Origin of the sequence: Streptomyces sp. NBC_00075 (assembly GCF_045041225.1) — a bacterium.
Taxonomy (GTDB): Bacteria; Actinomycetota; Actinomycetes; order Streptomycetales; family Streptomycetaceae; genus Streptomyces; species Streptomyces adonidis.
In genome coordinates this window covers 3,075,805-3,093,618 of record NZ_CP108243.1, presented here as the reverse complement: position 1 = coordinate 3,093,618, position 17,814 = coordinate 3,075,805, and the positions used below count along the sequence as shown (strand labels likewise).

Genomic DNA, 17,814 nt, shown 5'->3' with positions numbered 1-17,814 from the left:
TTGGTCTACCTTCCGCAGCAGGTTGCCGCCGGCACTTCCACTGCCGGCGGCAACCGTCCCAGGGGAGGCGGGAAGGTGCTAGCTGTCCATCACCATGAGGGCCGCCATCATGCCCTCGTCCTCGTGCTGAAGCAGATGGCAGTGGAGCATGTACATGTACGTGTCGTCGGTGAAGTCCGTGAACTTCATCGCGATCTTGATGGAGCCACCGCCGACCACCTCATAGGTGTCGAACCAGCCGAGGTCGACGCCGGCGGGTTCCTCGCCGTTGATCTCGATCAGCTGGAACGGCACGTCGTGCAGATGGAAGGAGTGCTCCAGCTGCGTGCTGTTGGTGATCGTCCAGATCTCCTCGGCGTCGAGCGTGGTCATGATCGTGGCCATCGAGTCCATGGTGGTGCCCGCGGAGCCGTTGATGGTCATCAGCTGGCCGCTCTGCCCGAGAGTGATCGTGCGGGCGGCGAAGTCGGTCGTGTCGTACCGGGTGATCGTGTTGAGGCTGCTCGGCAGGTCGTCCGGGGTGTCGGAGGCGTCCGGCGTGACGGTCAGGAAGTCGTACGTGCCGCTGCCGCCCCGGATCCAGCCCGTGGTGACCACCGTCTGGAGCGTGACCGCCGCGTCGAGGTCGAGGACGAACTCGGCGCGGGCGCCCGCCACCAGCCGGATCGAGGTCACCTCGGTGGCCTCGGTGAGATAGCCCTGGTCGGTGGCGATCTGGGTGAGCGTGCCGCCGTCGCTGCGCTGAAGGGTCAGGATGTCGGAGGGAGAGGCGTTCAGGACGCGGAAGCGGGTGCGCTTCTTGGTGGCGGTGAAGCCCAGGGTGGTCGCGTCCACGTTGGTGCCGTTGCACAGCAGCGGATAGGTGAGGCCGGAGCTGAGGTAGCCGGTGATGTTGTACTTGATGTCACCGCTGGTGTCGACCGCCAGGCACTGAAGGATGAGCGGGATGTCGTCGACGCCGTACTCGCTCGGCAGCGCCGCCGAGGCGTCCGAGTCGTCCTCGACGATGATCATCCCGGCGAGGCCGTGGACGACCTGCTCGGCCGTGGTGCCCAGGGCGTGCGGGTGGTACCAGAGGGTCTTGGCCTCGTCCTTGATCTCGAAGGTCGGCGACCAGGTCTCGCCGTCGGCGAAGGCGTTCTGCGGGCCGCCGTCCATCTTGGGCGGGATGTGGGCACCGTGGAAGTGGACGCTGGTGTCGTCGCCCAGGTTGTTGGTGATGTTCAGCAGGACCGTGCTGCCGTTGGTCCACTTCATGGTCGGGCCGAGGAGCGACCCGTTGTAGCCGGCCGTCGTACTCGTGACGCCGCTGATCACCTCCGCCGTGCCGGTCTGCGCGGTCAGGGTGAAGGTCGTGGTGCCGTCGGCGGTGGTGCCCTCCAGCAGGTCCGGGATGTTCAGGGTGGTGTCGGCCGCGGAGGCCTTGAAGGTGTTGCCGTCGGTCAGCAGGGCGAAGGTCCCGGTCGCCGCGCCGACGGCCGCGAACCCCACCCCGGCCATGCCGCCGAGGAACTTCCGCCGGTGCATGCCCTTGCCCGACCGGCTCCTGCTCTCGTGCGAGTGCTCGCCCTTGCCCGCCCGGTCGCGCTTCGCGTGGGCACCCTTGCTCTGCTGTCCCGTCGAGTCGAGGGGATCGTTTGTATAGGTCATGGCTGCGGAGCTTTGAGCTAAGGGCTGTGTAAAGACTGAGGCGAACTTAGGAAACCCGATGAAAGCCTGTGGAACCTGAAGTCGCCGATCCGGACCTCAACTCCATGAGAGAAGAGGCGAGTTGACGCCCCGCAGGTCAGGATCGGGAGACGGGACACATCGGCCGCCGACGCTCATCAAATGTTCACGATCTTGAGTGGGCGTGATCTGTGTCACGTTGATTCCTGTTCGGAAGTGGCGGAAGCCGTGCCGGCCCGGGCGACGAGCCGCAGATACTTCTCCCAGTCCCACCCCTTGCCCGGGTCGGTGTGGTCCGTCCCCGGCACCTCCACGTGCCCGATGATGTGCTCCCGGTCGACGGGTATGCCGTACCGCGCGCAGACCCGCGCCGTCAGCCGCGCCGAGGCCGCGTACATCGCGTCCGTGAAGTCCTCGGGCTTCTCCACGAAGCCCTCGTGCTCGATGCCGACGCTCCGCTCGTTGAACTCGCGGTTGCCCGCGTGGAACGCCACGTCCAGCTCGCGGATCATCTGGGTGACGTGCCCGTCCTTGCGGACGATGTAGTGCGCCGCGGCCCCGTGCGCCGGGTTCTGGAAGACCTTCACCGCGCTGTCGAAGCTGCCCTGGGTGACATGGATGATCACCCGGTCCACGGCGTAGTCGTCGGGCCGGTCCGCCATCCGCCAGTTCGCCGAGGAGGCCGCCACCCAGCGCGCCCCCGCGTAGTCGACCTCGCCCTCCTTGCGCGGCTTCGCCACCCCGGGCACCCGCCACCACATGCGCCCCAGCTCGTCCCGCGCGAGCACGCCCGTGGCGACGGCGGCCACCGCCCCGCCGATGAGCAGGGCCCGCCGCCCGATCCGCCGGTCACCGTCCTTCGCGGCGGCTCTCCGGTGACCCTCGCTGCGCGACTGGCGGGGCACGTCCTGCGGAAGGCCGCGGCCGGTCTCCCGGCGAGCCTGTGTTTCCTCCATGTGATCGCAACGGATACTCGCGCGCCCCGGTTCCCCGCGCCCCTTACCCTTGAAGGGTTATGACTCACACCTCGCAGCAGCCCCTCCGCGTACTGGCCGCCATGTCCGGCGGCGTGGACTCCGCCGTAGCCGCCGCCCGGGCGGCGGAATCCGGCCATGACGTCACCGGCGTCCATCTCGCCCTGTCCGCGAACCCGCAATCGTTCCGCACGGGCGCGCGTGGCTGTTGCACCATCGAGGACTCCCGCGACGCCCGCCGCGCGGCCGACGTCATCGGCATCCCCTTCTACGTCTGGGACCTCGCCGAGCGCTTCCGCGAGGACGTGGTGGACGACTTCGTCGCCGAGTACGAGGCGGGGCGCACCCCGAACCCCTGCCTGCGCTGCAACGAGAAGATCAAGTTCGCCGCGCTCCTCGACAAGGCCCTCGCCCTCGGCTTCGACGCGGTCTGCACCGGCCACTACGCCCAGGTCGTCACCCTGGCCGACGGCACCCGCGAGCTGCACCGCGCCTCGGACATGGCCAAGGACCAGTCGTACGTCCTCGGCGTGCTCGACGACCGTCAGCTCGCCCACGCGATGTTCCCCCTCGGCGACACCCTCACCACCAAGGACGAGATCCGCGCGGAGGCCGAGCGGCGCGGTCTCGCGGTCGCCAAGAAGCCCGACTCGCACGACATCTGCTTCATCGCCGACGGCGACACCCAGGGCTTCCTCGCGAACCGCCTGGGCAAGGCCGAGGGCGACATCGTCGACGAGTCCGGCGCGGTCGTCGGCTCCCACGAGGGCGCATACGGCTTCACCATCGGCCAGCGCAAGGGCCTGCGCATCGGCACCCCGGCCGCCGACGGCAAGCCGCGTTACGTCCTCGACATCTCCCCGGTCGACAACACGGTCACGGTCGGCCCGGCCGCCTCCCTCGACGTCGACGCCCTCACCGCGATCCGGCCCCGCTGGTGCGGAGCGGCCCCCACCGGGCCCGGCACCTACACCGCCCAGCTGCGCGCCCACGGCGGCGAGACCGAGGTGACCGCCGAACTCGTCGACGGCACCCTGGAGGTCACGTTCACCGAGCCCGTACGCGGGGTGGCGCCGGGCCAGGCGATCGTCCTGTACGACGGCACACGCGTCGTCGGTTCGGCGACGATCGCGACGACGACCAGGGCGACGGCGGGCGTGTCCTGAGCCGACGTACGACCGATGGTCATCCCCAGTGCAGGGGATGGGACAGCGTCACCCCGTGCGTGGCGAAGTCGATCGTCACGCGGTCGCGGTCGGCGATCGTGAAGCCGTGGTGGAAGCTGCTGCGGTCCGCGCCGAGGTAGACGTACTGCACGCGGCCGGGGTGCAGCAGTGACGCGTTGGCGAAGAGCCCGGCCGTCATGTCCCGCAGCCCGTAGTGCAGGGCCTTCACCCCGGTGGTGAACGGCCCCTGCCAGGCGGCCTTCCCGTCCCGCTCGACGGTCACCTGCCCGGTGACCTGCTGCGGCGGAGTGCCCAGGAAGAGATACGGCGCGATGCCCGCGTCGCACAGCTTCGCGTACGACAGATGCCCCGCGTGCCGCTTGAACCGCCCGATGTCGGTGAGGTCGTTGCCGAAGGTGCACCCCGCGTACCTCGGGGTGCCGTCGGCATCCCCGACGTACACGAGGACGACCTCCGTCTCCTCGGTCACCGCGACGGCGCCCTGCGGCACGCGCAGCGGCTCGCCGGGGACCTTCAGCACCTCGCCGAGCCCCTTGAAGAACCAGTTGGCTCGCCTTGATCAGCGGGCCGGTGTCGGTGACCTGCATGTCGATCCGGACGCCCAGGACACCGCGGCCCGCTCGTCCGCCGTGTGCACACCAAAGTCTCGGATGCGTTGACCAACCTCCAACAACCGAGCGTGTGGTGTTTGACCGAACCATGCCTCGTCGAAGTCAGAGAGGGTCCGGTCGGGTCAGTTCACTTGGTAGACCGCGTCCTTGAGGGCGCGTGCCCGCTCGTAGTCGGCGTCGAGCAGGGTGTCGTCGGGGGAGGTCAGATAGATCCGCAGGGCGGCTGTCATCAGGTCGTTCGTGGGCCGGATCCGGGACCCGGGCCTGTACTTGACCGCGGTGACGACCGTGCTCGGCAGCGCGTCGATCGCCGCCACCGTCTCCTGGTCCACGGCCGACACGACGCCGTCCAGGACGGTGGGCGCGTTGTAGGTGTAGGCGGACTGGAGCTTGCGGTACACGCCGTCGCCGTACCGCTCGACGAACTCCGCCGGGCGGACGTACGCCAGCGCGGACAGCCCCGCCTGGTTGTGGCCCAGACACAGGTCCTGGAAGGCCGGGTTCAGGTTGCCGTTGAGGCGGGTGGCGATCTCCACCAGGACCGGGCCCTCGTCCGTGACGATGACCTCCGCGTGCGTCGGCCCCCAGCGCACGTCGAGCGCCGCGAGGACCTCGGTGACATAGGTGATCAGGGCCGGTACGGGGTCGGCGTCCGGGGCCACCAGGATGTCCCGGTTGTAGATGTTGCGGCCGGTCGGCAGCAGCGTCTTCTCGTACTCCCAGACCCCGCACACGTACTGGTGACCGTCGGCGCTGACCGTGTCGACGATGTACTCCGTGCCCTTGAGGTACGACTGGACCAGCGCCTCGGTGTTGGCGTTGCCGAAGATGGTCCGCCCGGCGAGCACGCTCTCCGCGGCGGTACGTGTCTCGGCGGCGTCCTGGCACACGAACACCGCGTCCGAGCCGGCCGAGTCCAGCGGCTTCACGACCACCGGCCAACGCCCCTGGTCCTCCGCCCACTTGACGATCAGTGAGGCGTCGTCGCTCTTGAACTGGTCGGCGCAGCGCACCCCCGCCCGGCGCAGCGCCTCGATCATCTCGTACTTGTCCCGACGGGCCACGGAGAGCGCGGTGCCGTTGGACTTCACCCCGAGCGCCTCGCTGAGCCGGTCGGCGGCCCGTACGGCGGACTCCTGGCCGGGTACCACGGCGACCGGGGCGTGGGCGCGCAACAGCCCGGCCAACTCGGTCTCGTCGGTGCTGACGAGGTTCTGCTCGTACGCCGTCAGGTCGGGCGCGAGCATCGTCGGGATCAGCTCCGCCGTGGTCTGCGCGTGGATCACGCGGGCGCCGAGAGCGGTGAACGCGGCAGGGTAGAAGTTGCCGGCCGAGTAGCCGTCGACGACCACGGCGACGGTCGCGCCGCCGTCAACTGCGCCTGTCGCCTGGGAAGCGGGGGTCTCGGAAACGCTCATGCCTGTCCTTCGGATGGTTCGGGTATCTCGCGGGGAGTGTCCGCGACAAAGCGTGCCAGCCTGGCGATGCCTTCCCGAATCGCGTCGGGAGCGAGGTTGCTGAAGCTGAGCCGGATCTCGCGGTCGCCGCCGCCTTCGAGGTAGAACATGCTCATCGGCGCCCAACTCACCTCGAAATCACGGGCGGAGCGCTCCATGGCCGTCAACTCCCGGGTCACCGACCCCGGATCGTAGCCCTCCGCGACCAGGAAGCCGCCGATCACAGGGTCTGCGCCAGCGTACGAGTGGTGACGCAGACGCCGGTGGCCTCGGGGAAGCGCAGTGCCGACTCACTGAGGATGTGCATGGAGTTCGTGTCCGGCGCCCATTCCTGAATTCGGGTCCGCGCCACCACGCCACCCTTGACATAGGGTTCTTTGTCGAGAATCGGAATACGCCACATGTAGGCCTTGGCGGCCTGCCCGGTCGACGTTGTACTCGAATTCAACGGTAACTTCGCCACACCCAACTCCTTGTGGTGAGAATCAGGCTGACGCGCGTAGGGACCGCGATCCCTGTCAACTGTCGCTCGGCTGCCGGGGTGCAATTCCGTTTCCCGCTTGCCCGTGACACGCGAAACCGGAGACCCTTGCACTCGGACCGCGTCGACCAGGTAGTGTCCGTTGGTCGAACGGGCACCTTGAAAGTATGCTGCACCGCCCGGCCAAGTACTGTGAACAGTCGATGAAATGGCGTCGGGAGCCTGGGAAGCGGGCCGGTTCCGGTGTCATCCTCCAGGGGTACTCTTCGGCCACGCCGAAGAGGAACAAGCGGAACGGGGGCAAGAGTGGACAATCTTCTGGCGGGTGTTTTCCGGCCAAGACGGCGCGGAATTGCACCTTTCTTCTGGAGCGCATCGGGTCCGCCGACCGGCCGGGCCGCACGACGGCAGGTGCCACGGCCGAACACGCCGCGCCGGTAAGTACCCGGACTCCATCCGCTCCGCCGTGCGCCCTTTTTCCTCCTTCGCTCGATCCCACCGGACGAACGGATCATGCGACCCGACTCCCCATGGCGGACAGCCGATTTCCGCACGCTGTTCACCGCATCCGCGCTCAGTCAGCTGGGCAGCAACGTCAGTTATGTCGCCGTACCCCTGGTCGCCGTGGCCGCGCTGGACGCCGGACCCGGCCAGGTCGGCGCCCTCGCCACCCTGAGCACGATCGCCTTCCTGGTCATCGGCCTGCCGGCCGGGGCCTGGGTGGACCGGCTCAGCCACCGCCGGGTGCTGATCGCCGCCGACCTGTGCCGCGCCGCGCTCTACGCCTCGGTGCCGCTGGCCTGGTGGCTGGACGCGCTCACGCTCGGCCAGCTCTACGCGGTCGTCCTGCTCAGCGGCTGTGCGACGGTGTTCTTCGACGTGGGTTCACAGAGCGTGCTGCCCCAACTGGTCGGCAAGGAAGCGCTCGTTCAGGCCAACGCCGACATCAACACGCTCATCGCGGCGGGCAACGTCCTGGGCCGCAGCGCGGGCGGTGGGCTCGTCTCGCTGCTCAGCGCACCCGTGGCCGTACTGGTCTCCGCCGGCACCTATCTGGGCTCCGGCCTCGGCCTCGTCGCGATCCGGCGCACCCCGCCGGCCGCCCCGGCGAAGACCGGCACGGGCAACCGGCTGCGCACCCAGATCGCCGAGGGCGTACGGCATGTCTTCGGCAACCGGGAGCTGCGGGCACTGGTGCTCACCGCGGCCCTCGCCAACCTCGGCTCGTCCGTCATCAACACCATGCTGCCGATCTGGTTCGTCCGCGAACTCGACCTGCCCGGGGCCGCGTTGGGCCTGTTCTGGGGGGCCGGCGGGATCGGTCTGCTGATCGGCGCCCGCAGTGCGCGGCCCATCGCGGCCCGGCTGGGATTCGGCCGCACACTCGGCCTGGCCGGGCTCTGTCTGGCCCCGGCCGGCCTGCTCGTACCGCTGGTCGACCGGGGTCCATGGCTGTATCTCGCGGGTACGGGATGGTGTTTGGCCATGTTCAAGGTGGGCATGGACAACGTGCTCGGAGTCAGCCTGCGGCAGCGGATGACCCCCGGCTCGCTGCTCGGCCGGATGAACGCGACCTTCCGGTTCCTGCTGACGGGCGCCCTGGCGGTCGGTGCCGCGATCTCCGGTGTGCTCGGCGAACTCGTGGGCGTCCAGGCCACGTTGTGGATGGGCGGCGTGTTCGTGTCGACGGCCTTCCTGCCCGTCTTCCTCTCCCCGGTCCGGGCCCGCAGGGCCCTGCCCGACCCCGTCTCCGAGCCGGAACCATCCCGCACCCAGGACGCGCCGACTTCGCCCGCGTGAATCCCCTCTCGTTCCGTTCTTCGCAGGGCTCGGGGGCCTAGACGGTCTCCACCTCGTAGAAGCAGAGGTGGTCCTTGATCTGGGCCACCTCGGGCTTCGGCTCGGGGTACGCCCAGACGAGGTCGGCGGCGTCCGGGAGGGACCAGTAGGACGCCGTGCCCTTGAAGGGGCAGTACGTGTGGGTCTCGGAGGGGGTCAGGAGGTCGAGGCGGACGTCCTCCGCGGGGAGGTAGTAGCGCGGGGGACAACCGGTCTCACGCAGGACGAGGGCCCGCTCGCTCTCGGCGAGCACCTCGCCGCCGTGGACGACCCGTACGCGGTCGTCGGTCTGCTCGATGGTGATCGTGTGTCCTTCAGCCATACCCGAAGAGCGTTCGGGAAGCCCGGGATGTTCCCGCGTACGGTGACGGCATGAACATCTGTGTCTTCCTGCCGCCGACCTGGACGACCGCTACACGCGCCCCGCGCGGGAGTTCGCGAAACTGCTGGGCAAGGGCGGGCACACCCTGGTCTGGGGCGGTTCGGACGTCGGTCTGATGAAGGTGGTCGCGGACGGGGTCCAGGAGGCGGGCGGCCGGCTGCTGGGCGTCTCGGTGGACTTCCTCGCGGCGAAGGCCCGTCCGGGCGCGGATGAAATGGTGATCGCGGGGGACCTCGCCTGGGGGCACCTCCCACGCACTTAAGGCAGTGGGGGAGCAAGCGGCTCCTGCTGGAGAAGGCCGACGCGGTCGTGATCATGGTCGGCGGGACCGGGACGCTCGACGAGGCCACGGAGATCCTGGAGCTGAAGAAGCACGGCAAGACGGACAAGCCGGTGGTGCTGCTGAACACCGCGGGCTTCTACGACGGCCTGAAGGAACAGTTCCGCCGTATGGAGACCGAGGGTTTCCTGCCCCGCCCGCTCGCCGACCTGGTGTTCTTCGCGGAGGAGCCGGTGGGGGCGCTCGTGTACCTGGAGGAGTCGGCGGGCACGGTGTGATGCGAGCATGGCGGGCATGGCTACACATGTGATCACCGGGGCGGGTTCGGGTATCGGGGCGGCGGTCGCGCGGCGGCTGCACGCGCGCGGGGACGAACTCGTGCTGCACGCGCGTGACGCGGGGCGGGCGAAGGAGTTGGCGGCGGAGTTCCCCGGGGCCCGGACCCTGGTGGGGGACCTGGCGGACCCGGATCGCCTGTCCTGGGCGTTCTCGCACCAGTCGCTGCCGGACCGGGTGGACTCCCTGCTGCACATCGCGGGCGTGGTGGACCTGGGCCCGGTGGGCGACCTGACCCCGAAGACTTGGCGCCACCAACTGAACGTCAACCTGATCGCCCCCGCAGAGCTGACCCGCCACCTTCTACCCCAACTACGCCTCTCCCAGGGCCAGGTGATCTTCGTCAACTCGGGCGCGGGCCTGAACGCGAGTGCGAACTGGTCGGCGTACGCCGCGTCGAAGCACGGTCTGAAGGCGTTGGCGGACTCATTGCGGCAGGAGGAGCGGGGTTCGGGGGTGCGGGTGACCACGGTCTATCCCGGGCGTACGGCGAGCCCCATGCAGGCGAAGGTCCACCAGCAGGAGGGCAAGGAGTACGACCCGTCGAAGTGGATCGACCCGGAGTCGGTGGCGTCGACGATCCTGCTGGCCCTGGATCTGCCCCGAGACGCGGAAATCAACGACGTGACGGTACGCCCGGGCCGCTGAGGGGCTTGTTTTCGCCCCCGCCGCCCCTACCCGTCCCATCCTTCTGGGGGCTGCGCCCCCAGACCCCCCTTTCGGCCTGAACGGCCTTGTCCTCAAACGCCGGACGGGCTGAGTCAGTCAGCCCGTCCGGCGTTTGAGGACAAGGGGGGGCTGGGGCGCAGCCCCCAGGGATGGGAACGGGTAGGGGCGGCGGGGGCGAGGAAAGCAGGCCCGCCGACTACGTACGCTTCCCCACGTGAACGCGAACCCCACCTTCGGCCCCGCCACCGGCATCGGTTCCCTCCCCGGCGGTGACGCCCGGGAAGCCGTGAAGGCCGCCACCGGGTCCTTCGACGACTTCCCCTTCCTGCCCGAACTCCCCGCCCGAGGCCCCGGCGCCGACATGATCGGCCGCACCGCCGGACTCCTCGTCGAGATGTACGCACGCGTGGAGCCCAGCGGCTGGAGACTGGGGGACCGGCCGGGGCGCGACACCAAGCGCGCCCGCTCCTGGCTCGGCGAAGACCTCGACGCGCTGGAGGAGTTCACCCAGGGGTACGAGGGGCAGGTGAAAGTGCAGGCCGTCGGGCCCTGGACCCTCGCCGCAGCCATCGAGCTCAGGAACGGCGAACTCGCCCTCTCCGACCCCGGCGCCTGCCGCGACCTCGCCGGCTCCCTCGCCGAAGGCATCCGCCTCCACCTCGACGAACTCCGCCGCCGCATCCCCGGCGCCCAACTCGTCCTGCAACTCGACGAACCCTCCCTCATCGCCGTACTCCGAGGACAGGTCAAGACCGCCAGCGGCTACCGCACCCACCGTGTCCCCGACCGCCAGGTCGCCGAGGCGATCCTCCGGGACGTCATCGGCGTGCAGGGCGACGGGCCGACCGTCGTCCACTCCTGCGCGCCCGACGTACCCTTCGCGCTGCTCCGCCGCGCCGGTGCCGCCGCCGTCTCCTTCGACTTCTCGCTTCTCACCGAGCGTGACGACGACGTGATCGGCGAGGCCGTCGAAAGCGGTACGCGGCTCTTCGTCGGTGTCGTGCCAAGCACCGATGCCCCATTGTCAGACCCTGCCGGTAGCGTCAGTGGTGTCAGGACGCTGTGGCGCAGGCTGGGGCTGCATCCGGGACTTCTCACGGAGGCGGTCACCGTCACGCCGTCGTGCGGACTCGCGGGCGCTTCCCCGCAGTACGCACGCAAGGCACTCGCCCACTGCGCCCAGGCGGCGAGATCACTCGCGGACAACCCAGAGTAACGGGAGGACAACACGGTGGCCGGCGAACAGCACGCACAGACCACATCGGTGCCCGCCGAGGCGCGCGACAGGCACGCCCAGCTCGCCGAGCGCATCGAGGAACACCGCTTCCGGTACTACGTGAACGACGCTCCGGTCGTGAGCGACGCGGAGTTCGACAAGCTCCTGCGCTCACTGGAGGCGCTGGAGGAGGAGTATCCGGAGCTGCGTACGCCCGACTCCCCGACCCAGAAGGTCGCGGGCGCGTACGAGACGGACTTCACCTCCGTCGAGCACCGCTCACGCATGCTCTCCCTCGACAACGCCTTCGACGACCTGGAACTGGCGGCCTGGGCGGAGCGCGTCCACAAGGACGTCGGCGCCTCCGAGCACCACTTCCTGTGCGAGCTGAAGGTCGACGGCCTCGCCGTCAACCTGACGTACGAGAACGGCCGTCTCACGCGCGCGGCGACCCGCGGCGACGGCCGCACCGGCGAGGACATCACGCCCAACGTGCGCACGATCGCCGAGATCCCGGACCGGCTGACGGGCGACCGCGTCCCGGCGCTGGTCGAGATCCGCGGCGAGGTCTACTTCCCGATGGACAAGTTCGCCGAGCTGAACGCCCGTCTCGTCGAGGGCGGCGACAAGCCCTTCGCCAACCCCCGTAACGCGGCGGCCGGTTCGCTCCGCCAGAAGGACCCGCGCATCACGGCCTCCCGCCCGCTGCACATGGTGGTCCACGGCATCGGCGCCCTGGAGGGCTTCGACCCGCTGACCCGCCTCTCCGAGGCGTACAAGCTGCTGCACGAGTGGGGGCTGCCGACCACGCGGTACGCGGAGTTGAAAGACGACCTCGACGGCGTACGGGCGTTCATCGCCAACTACGGCGAGAACCGGCACTCCGTGGAGCACGAGATCGACGGCGTCGTCGTCAAGCTCGATGAAATCCCGCTCCAGGGGCGCCTCGGGTCCACCTCGCGTGCCCCGCGCTGGGCCATCGCCTGGAAGTACGCGCCCGAAGAGGTCAACACCAAGCTCATCAACATCCGCGTGGGCGTGGGGCGTACGGGTCGCGTCACGCCGTACGCGCAGGTCGAACCGGTCACCGTCGCCGGCTCCGAGGTCGAGTTCGCCACCCTGCACAACCAGGACGTCGTCAAGGCCAAGGGCGTCCTCATCGGCGACACCGTGGTGCTGCGCAAGGCCGGTGACGTCATCCCGGAGATCCTCGGCCCGGTCGCCGACCTGCGCGACGGCACGGAGAAGCCCTTCGAGATGCCGGTCGAGTGTCCCGAGTGCGGTACGCCGCTGCGGGCGATGAAGGAGGGCGACATCGACCTCCGCTGCCCCAACGCCCGTACCTGCCCGGCCCAGTTGAGGGAGCGGCTGTTCTATCTCGCCGGGCGCAAGAGCCTGGACATCGAGAACTTCGGTTACGTCGCCGCCGCCGCGCTCACCAAGCCGCTGGAGCCCGCCGAGCCGCCGCTCGCCGACGAGGGCGACCTCTTCGACCTCACCATCGAGCGGCTGCTGCCCATCAAGGCGTACGTCCTGGACCAGGACAGCGGGCTGCCCAAGCGGGACCCGAAGACCGGCGAGGAGAAGATCGCCACGGTCTTCGCCAACCAGGAGGGTGAGCCCCGGAAGAACGCGGTCGCGATGCTCGCCAACATCGCCGCCGCCAAGGACCGTCCGCTCGCCAGAGTCCTCACCGGGCTGTCGATCCGGCACGTCGGTCCGGTCGCCGCCGAGGCCCTGGCCCGTGAATTCCGCTCGATCGAGCGCATTGAGCAGGCCTCCGAGGAGGAGTTGGCCACCACCGACGGGGTCGGCCCGATCATCGCGGCCTCGCTCAAGGAGTGGTTCGCGGTCGACTGGCACCAGGAGATCCTGCGCAAGTGGCGGGCCGCCGGGGTCCGGATGGAGGAGGAGGGCTCCGGCGAGGACGAGGGACCGCGCCCGCTCGAAGGGCTCACCGTCGTGGTGACCGGCACCCTCGAACACCACACCCGGGACGGCGCGAAGGAGGCGCTCCAGAGCCGTGGAGCAAAAGTGACCGGTTCTGTTTCGAAGAAGACGTCTTTCGTGGTTGTGGGTGACAATCCTGGTTCCAAGTTCGACAAGGCGATGCAGTTGAAGGTCCCTGTTCTGGACGAGGACGGCTTCGCCGTCCTGCTCGAACAAGGACCGGAGGCCGCTGCCGAAGCGGCACTTCCGACCGAAGCGGCACTTCCGTCAGAGGAGTAGCGGTTGAAGACCACCCGATCGGCGCATACCAGATGCATACGGGTGGCCGGGTCGCATTCGGGCAACCGTCGGCGACCGCTGCCCGTGGAAGCCTTCTGCGGCCTACTGTTGACGTATGCGCCTGCCGTGCCCGGATGCGGTTCGGACGCGGTCCCGTCGACGGTTGACGGACATCGGACCGCGTGGCGTGGGCACCGCCGGCTGTGAGAGGGACGGGAATGGAACCGACCGATAGCGCCGCCCCTCCTTCACGGCTGCGCGGAAGCCGGATATCCGGCGCCTGGCGCCGGGGTTCCGCCCTCTTCAAGGGCCGCCGCCCCGAACCCGGCCAGGAACAGGGCATGGCCCGCCGCACGGCACGGTTCCTGGAACGGGCGGGCGTCGGCGGCCGTACGACCGGACCGGTGAGCGGGACCGGCGGCACCGGACAGCGCATCGTCGCCGACAGCAGGGTCACGCCCCAGCTGTCGGCCCACCTCACCGCCGAGCAGCGCGTCGCACAACTGCACGCCCAGGACCCCGAACGCCAGCTGTCCTGGCCCGCGCTGCCCGCGGCGGTCGTCGCGGCGGCCGGGTTCGTCCTCGGCGCCGGCTTCTACCGCGGCTTCACCGGCCACAACGCGCTCTTCCCGTCCGGCACCGTCGGCTGGGCCCTCGCCGTCCTCACCGGCGTCATCGTCGGCCACCTCGTCGCCCTCGGCCGCGCCCGCTGGTGGGGCGGCACCGGATCGGGCGCCGCCCTCACCCTCGCCGTACTCCTGCTGTACGGCTGGGTGCCGGCCGGCATGGTCAGCCTCACCGTCGTCGTCCTGGTCGGCATAGCCCGGCGCCACCGCTGGCGGCAGGGCCTGCTGGCCGGCGCGGTGGACATCCTCGGCATCGGTGCCGGCGCGCTCGTGCTCGCCGCGTTCGGCCGGGTCCCGTCCGTCGAGACCCCGTGGAACCCGCAGACCTGGAGCGTCTACACCGCGCCCGAGGTGGTGCTGATCGCGATCACCTACCTCGGGGTCACCCGCACCCTCCTCTGGTATCTGCACACCCCGCGCGGCGGACTGCCCACGGTCGCCCGTTCCGCCCTGGTCAGACAGGGCCTGGTCGCGGTCGCGCTGCTCGCCATCGCACCCCTGATCTGCGTCGTCGCCGTCGCCCTGCCGGTCCTGCTGCCGCTGTTCGCCATCCCCCTCATCGCTCTCGACTCCACCCTGTGGATAGCCAGGGCCCGGGCCGAGGAACAGCTGCGCGACCCGCTGACCGGACTGCCCAACAGACAGTGGCTCCTGGAGCGCACCTGGACGGCCCTCGACGATGCCGAACGCATCGACGCGCGGGCCGCGTTGATGCTCATAGACCTCGACCGCTTCCGCTCCGTCAACGACACCCTCGGTCACCTCGCCGGTGACCGGCTCCTCCTCCAGATAGCGGACCGGCTGCGGCTCGCCCTGCCGCGCGGCGCGGAGGCCGCGCGGCTCGGCGGCGACGAGTTCGCCGTCTTACTGCCGGTCGTCGACTCCACGACGTCGGCCACCCGAGTCGCCCGCAACCTGGTCACCGTGCTCGGCTCCCCGCTCGACCTCGACGGACTCACCCTCGTCCTGGAGGCCAGCGCGGGCCTCGCCGTCTTCCCCGACCACGCGCTCGACGCGGAGGGGCTGCTGCGGCGCGCGGACGTCGCCATGTACCAGGCGAAGCGGGACCGCACGGGCGTAGAGGTGTACGAGTCCAAGCGCGACTCGAACACCCCGGACCGCCTCGGCCTGCTGGGCGATCTGCGGCGCGCGCTCGACGCGCACGAGGTCGAGCTGCACTACCAGCCCAAGGTGCGCTTCGACGGACAGGTCGCGGGCCTTGAGGCGCTGGTGCGCTGGGTGCACCCGGAGCGCGGGAAGGTGCCGCCGGACGAGTTCATAGCGATCGCCGAGTCGTCCGGGCTGATGCCCCACCTCACGGAGTACGTGCTGGAGACGGCGCTGGAGCAGGTCGCCAAGTGGCGCGCCCAGAAGCTGTTCGTCCCGGTCGCCGTCAATGTCTCCCCGCGCGACGTCCACACCCCCGGCTTCGCCGGTTCCGTCGCCGCGCGGCTGGCCCGGCACGGGGTCCCGGCGGGATCGCTTCAGCTGGAGATAACGGAACACGTGCTCCTGGAGGACCCGCAGAAGGCCGCGGACACCCTGGCCGCGCTGACCGGGCACGGCGTGAAGATGTCGCTGGACGACTTCGGCACCGGGTACTCGTCGCTGGTGCATCTGCGGCGGCTGCCGGTGAGCGAGCTGAAGATCGACCGCTCGTTCGTGGCGCGGCTGGCGGTGGACACGGAGGACGCGGAGATCGTGCGGTGCACGGTCGATCTCGCGCACTCCCTGGGGCTGCTCGTCGTCGCGGAGGGCGTCGAGGACGACGAGACGTGGGAGCGGTTGCGGGATCTCGGGTGTGACGCCGTGCAGGGGTGGCTGGTCGCCGCCGCGATGCCTCCCGAGGAGGCCACCGCGTGGCTGCTGGCGCGGGGGACCCGTGGCTGGCAGCGTCCGCGGGCGGCTCTGCCCGCCGCGGAATAGGGGCGGAACCGGAGCCGGGAGAGAAGGCGGAACAGGGGGAGAACTCCCACCCGTGGCAAACCCGTGCGCGGGTTGTCTCCCCTGCCCCCTAGGATTGGGGCCAAAACCACACCGCACTCACCCCAGAGGATCGCTGCATGCCTGGCATCACGCGCGAGGAGGTCGCCCACCTCGCACGGCTGGCGCGTCTGGAGCTGAAGGGCGAAGAGCTCGACCACTTCGCAGGCCAGCTCGACGACATCATCGGCGCGGTCGCCCGCGTCAGCGAGGTCGCCGACCAAGACGTACCGCCGACCTCGCACCCGCTGCCGCTGACGAACGTCATGCGCGTGGACGAGGTCCGTCCGTCGCTCACCCCCGAGCAGGCGCTCTCCGGCGCCCCGGCCCAGGAGCAGCAGCGTTTCAAGGTGCCGCAGATCCTGGGGGAGGACTAATCACCATGACGGACATCATCAAGCTCACGGCTGCCGAGACCGCCGCGAAGATCGCCTCCGGCGAGCTGACCGCCGTACAGGTCACCGAGGCGCACCTCGCCCGCATCGAGGCCGTCGACGAGAAGGTGCACGCCTTCCTGCACGTCGACCGTGAGGGCGCCCTGGCCCAGGCCCGTGCCGTCGACGCCAAGCGCGAGCGCGGGGAGACGCTGGGCCCGCTGGCCGGCGTACCCCTCGCGCTGAAGGACATCTTCACCACCGAGGGGATTCCGACCACCGTCGGGTCCAAGATCCTCGAAGGCTGGATCCCGCCCTACGACGCGACCGTCACCCGGAAGCTGAAGGCCGCCGACGTCGTCATCCTCGGCAAGACCAACATGGACGAGTTCGCCATGGGGTCCAGCACCGAGAACAGCGCGTACGGGCCGACCGGCAACCCCTGGGACCTGACCAGGATCCCCGGTGGTTCCGGTGGCGGGTCGAGTGCCGCCCTCGCCTCCTTTCAGGCGCCGCTGGCCATCGGCACGGACACCGGCGGTTCCATCCGCCAGCCCGCCGCAGTCACCGGCACGGTCGGCGTCAAGCCGACGTACGGGGCCGTCTCGCGGTACGGCATGGTCGCCTTCTCGTCCTCCCTCGACCAGGGCGGGCCCTGTGCCCGTACGGTCCTGGACGCCGCGCTCCTCCACGAGGTCATCGCCGGACACGACCCGCTCGACTCGACCTCGATCGACTCCCCGGTCCCGCCGGTCGTCGAGGCTGCCCGCAACGGCAGCGTCGCGGGCATGCGCGTCGGCGTCGTCAAGCAGTTCCGCGGCGAGGGCTACCAGGCCGGCGTCATCCAGCGCTTCGACGAGTCCGTGGCCCTGCTGAAGGACCTCGGCGCCGAGATCGTCGAGCTGGACTGTCCGTCCTTCGATCTGGCGCTCTCTGCCTATTACCTGATCGCGCCGAGCGAGTGTTCGTCGAACCTCGCCCGCTTCGACGGGCTCCGCTACGGCCTCCGCAGCGGCGACGACGGCACGCACTCCGCCGAAGAGGTCACCTCGCTCACCCGCGCGGAGGGCTTCGGCCCCGAGGTCAAGCGCCGCATCATGCTCGGCACGTACGCGCTCAGCTCCGGCTACTACGACGCGTACTACGGCAGCGCCCAGAAGGTCCGTACGCTCATCACGCGGGACTTCGAGAAGGCGTTCGAGTCGGTCGACGTGATCGTGTCGCCCACGACCCCGACCACCGCCTTCCCGATCGGCGAGCGCGCCGACGACCCGATGGCGATGTACCTCGCGGACCTCTGCACCATCCCGACCAACCTGGCCGGCAACTCCGCCATGTCCCTGCCCTGCGGTCTCGCACCGGAGGATGGGCTGCCGGTCGGGCTCCAGATCATCGCCCCGGCCCTCCAGGACGACCGTCTTTACAAGGTCGGCGCCGCTGTCGAGGCCGCCTTCGTGGAAAAGTGGGGGCACCCGCTGCTAGAGGAGGCACCGTCGCTGTGA

The 17,814-nt window shown here is 69.8% G+C and carries 15 protein-coding genes and 1 pseudogene; 9 read left to right on the top strand and 7 right to left on the bottom strand.

The window, feature by feature from the left end:
* Positions 1-78 precede the first annotated feature (78 nt).
* Complete coding sequence (locus OG787_RS13065) at positions 79-1,650, bottom strand: multicopper oxidase family protein (protein WP_369032390.1); 1,572 nt, start codon at positions 1,648-1,650, stop codon at positions 79-81.
* A gap of 212 nt (positions 1,651-1,862) precedes the next feature.
* Entirely contained in the window at positions 1,863-2,624 is a 762-nt protein-coding gene (locus tag OG787_RS13060; protein WP_405535288.1) for an N-acetylmuramoyl-L-alanine amidase, read from the bottom strand.
* A 59-nt stretch (positions 2,625-2,683) separates the two neighbouring features.
* Between OG787_RS13060 and mnmA the strand changes: the two genes are divergently transcribed.
* Entirely contained in the window at positions 2,684-3,808 is a 1,125-nt protein-coding gene (gene mnmA / locus OG787_RS13055; protein WP_389348933.1) for a tRNA 2-thiouridine(34) synthase MnmA, read from the top strand.
* 19 nt (positions 3,809-3,827) lie between these two features.
* Here mnmA and OG787_RS13050 read toward each other — a convergent pair whose 3' ends face one another.
* The 4 genes from OG787_RS13050 to OG787_RS13035 form a co-directional block, all read right to left on the bottom strand.
* Positions 3,828-4,349, bottom strand: a complete 522-nt coding sequence (locus tag OG787_RS13050) for a hypothetical protein (protein WP_369032387.1) — start codon at positions 4,347-4,349, stop codon at positions 3,828-3,830.
* Positions 4,350-4,562: 213 nt separating this feature from the next.
* The gene (locus OG787_RS13045; protein ID WP_405535286.1) at positions 4,563-5,858 is read right to left on the bottom strand and encodes an ATP-grasp domain-containing protein; all 1,296 of its coding nucleotides are present in this window, start codon (positions 5,856-5,858) and stop codon (positions 4,563-4,565) included.
* On the bottom strand, positions 5,855-6,121 hold the full coding sequence (locus tag OG787_RS13040; RefSeq protein ID WP_405535285.1) for a hypothetical protein: 267 nt from the start codon (positions 6,119-6,121) through the stop codon (positions 5,855-5,857). The genes OG787_RS13045 and OG787_RS13040 overlap by 4 nt, the downstream gene beginning before the upstream one ends.
* A complete protein-coding gene (locus tag OG787_RS13035; RefSeq protein WP_369032384.1) occupies positions 6,118-6,360 on the bottom strand; it encodes a hypothetical protein in 243 nt (80 codons plus the stop codon). Before OG787_RS13035 ends, OG787_RS13040 begins: the two co-directional genes overlap by 4 nt.
* 531 nt (positions 6,361-6,891) lie before the next feature.
* On the opposite strand from OG787_RS13035, the gene OG787_RS13030 reads away from it, so the two are divergent.
* Entirely contained in the window at positions 6,892-8,178 is a 1,287-nt protein-coding gene (locus tag OG787_RS13030; protein ID WP_369032383.1) for an MFS transporter, read from the top strand.
* A 37-nt stretch (positions 8,179-8,215) separates the two neighbouring features.
* Here the strand turns inward: OG787_RS13030 and OG787_RS13025 are convergent, their stop codons facing one another.
* The gene (locus tag OG787_RS13025) at positions 8,216-8,539 is read right to left on the bottom strand and encodes a DUF427 domain-containing protein (RefSeq protein ID WP_369032382.1); all 324 of its coding nucleotides are present in this window, start codon (positions 8,537-8,539) and stop codon (positions 8,216-8,218) included.
* Between the two features lie 58 nt (positions 8,540-8,597).
* Between OG787_RS13025 and OG787_RS13020 the strand changes: the two are divergent.
* From OG787_RS13020 to gatA, 7 genes and pseudogenes are all read left to right on the top strand, one after another.
* A pseudogene (locus OG787_RS13020) lies at positions 8,598-9,157 on the top strand (LOG family protein).
* 7 nt (positions 9,158-9,164) lie between these two features.
* Positions 9,165-9,863, top strand: coding sequence for an SDR family oxidoreductase (locus OG787_RS13015; RefSeq protein ID WP_369032381.1), 699 nt, complete (start codon positions 9,165-9,167; stop codon positions 9,861-9,863).
* Between the two features lie 235 nt (positions 9,864-10,098).
* Positions 10,099-11,100, top strand: a complete 1,002-nt coding sequence (locus OG787_RS13010) for a methionine synthase (protein ID WP_369034883.1) — start codon at positions 10,099-10,101, stop codon at positions 11,098-11,100.
* Between the two features lie 15 nt (positions 11,101-11,115).
* Complete coding sequence (gene ligA / locus OG787_RS13005) at positions 11,116-13,329, top strand: NAD-dependent DNA ligase LigA (RefSeq protein WP_405535284.1); 2,214 nt, start codon at positions 11,116-11,118, stop codon at positions 13,327-13,329.
* Positions 13,330-13,547: 218 nt separating this feature from the next.
* A complete protein-coding gene (locus OG787_RS13000; protein WP_369034881.1) occupies positions 13,548-15,881 on the top strand; it encodes a putative bifunctional diguanylate cyclase/phosphodiesterase in 2,334 nt (777 codons plus the stop codon).
* A 137-nt stretch (positions 15,882-16,018) separates the two neighbouring features.
* The gene (gatC, locus tag OG787_RS12995) at positions 16,019-16,315 is read left to right on the top strand and encodes an Asp-tRNA(Asn)/Glu-tRNA(Gln) amidotransferase subunit GatC (RefSeq protein WP_037622623.1); all 297 of its coding nucleotides are present in this window, start codon (positions 16,019-16,021) and stop codon (positions 16,313-16,315) included.
* 5 nt (positions 16,316-16,320) lie between these two features.
* Positions 16,321-17,814: an Asp-tRNA(Asn)/Glu-tRNA(Gln) amidotransferase subunit GatA gene (gene gatA, locus OG787_RS12990; RefSeq protein ID WP_369034880.1), complete on the top strand. Its 1,494-nt coding sequence runs from the start codon at positions 16,321-16,323 to the stop codon at positions 17,812-17,814.

What these genes read in the sequence shown, in the direction of transcription:
- OG787_RS13065 (WP_369032390.1), bottom strand. Translation starts at nt 1,650, where the DNA reads ATGACCTATACAAACGATCCCCTCGACTCGACGGGACAGCAGAGCAAG.
- OG787_RS13060 (WP_405535288.1), bottom strand. Translation starts at nt 2,624, where the DNA reads ATGGAGGAAACACAGGCTCGCCGGGAGACCGGCCGCGGCCTTCCGCAG.
- mnmA (WP_389348933.1), top strand. Translation starts at nt 2,684, where the DNA reads ATGACTCACACCTCGCAGCAGCCCCTCCGCGTACTGGCCGCCATGTCC.
- OG787_RS13045 (WP_405535286.1), bottom strand. Translation starts at nt 5,858, where the DNA reads ATGAGCGTTTCCGAGACCCCCGCTTCCCAGGCGACAGGCGCAGTTGAC.
- OG787_RS13030 (WP_369032383.1), top strand. Translation starts at nt 6,892, where the DNA reads ATGCGACCCGACTCCCCATGGCGGACAGCCGATTTCCGCACGCTGTTC.
- OG787_RS13025 (WP_369032382.1), bottom strand. Translation starts at nt 8,539, where the DNA reads ATGGCTGAAGGACACACGATCACCATCGAGCAGACCGACGACCGCGTA.
- OG787_RS13015 (WP_369032381.1), top strand. Translation starts at nt 9,165, where the DNA reads ATGGCGGGCATGGCTACACATGTGATCACCGGGGCGGGTTCGGGTATC.
- OG787_RS13000 (WP_369034881.1), top strand. Translation starts at nt 13,548, where the DNA reads ATGGAACCGACCGATAGCGCCGCCCCTCCTTCACGGCTGCGCGGAAGC.
- gatC (WP_037622623.1), top strand. Translation starts at nt 16,019, where the DNA reads ATGCCTGGCATCACGCGCGAGGAGGTCGCCCACCTCGCACGGCTGGCG.
- gatA (WP_369034880.1), top strand. Translation starts at nt 16,321, where the DNA reads ATGACGGACATCATCAAGCTCACGGCTGCCGAGACCGCCGCGAAGATC.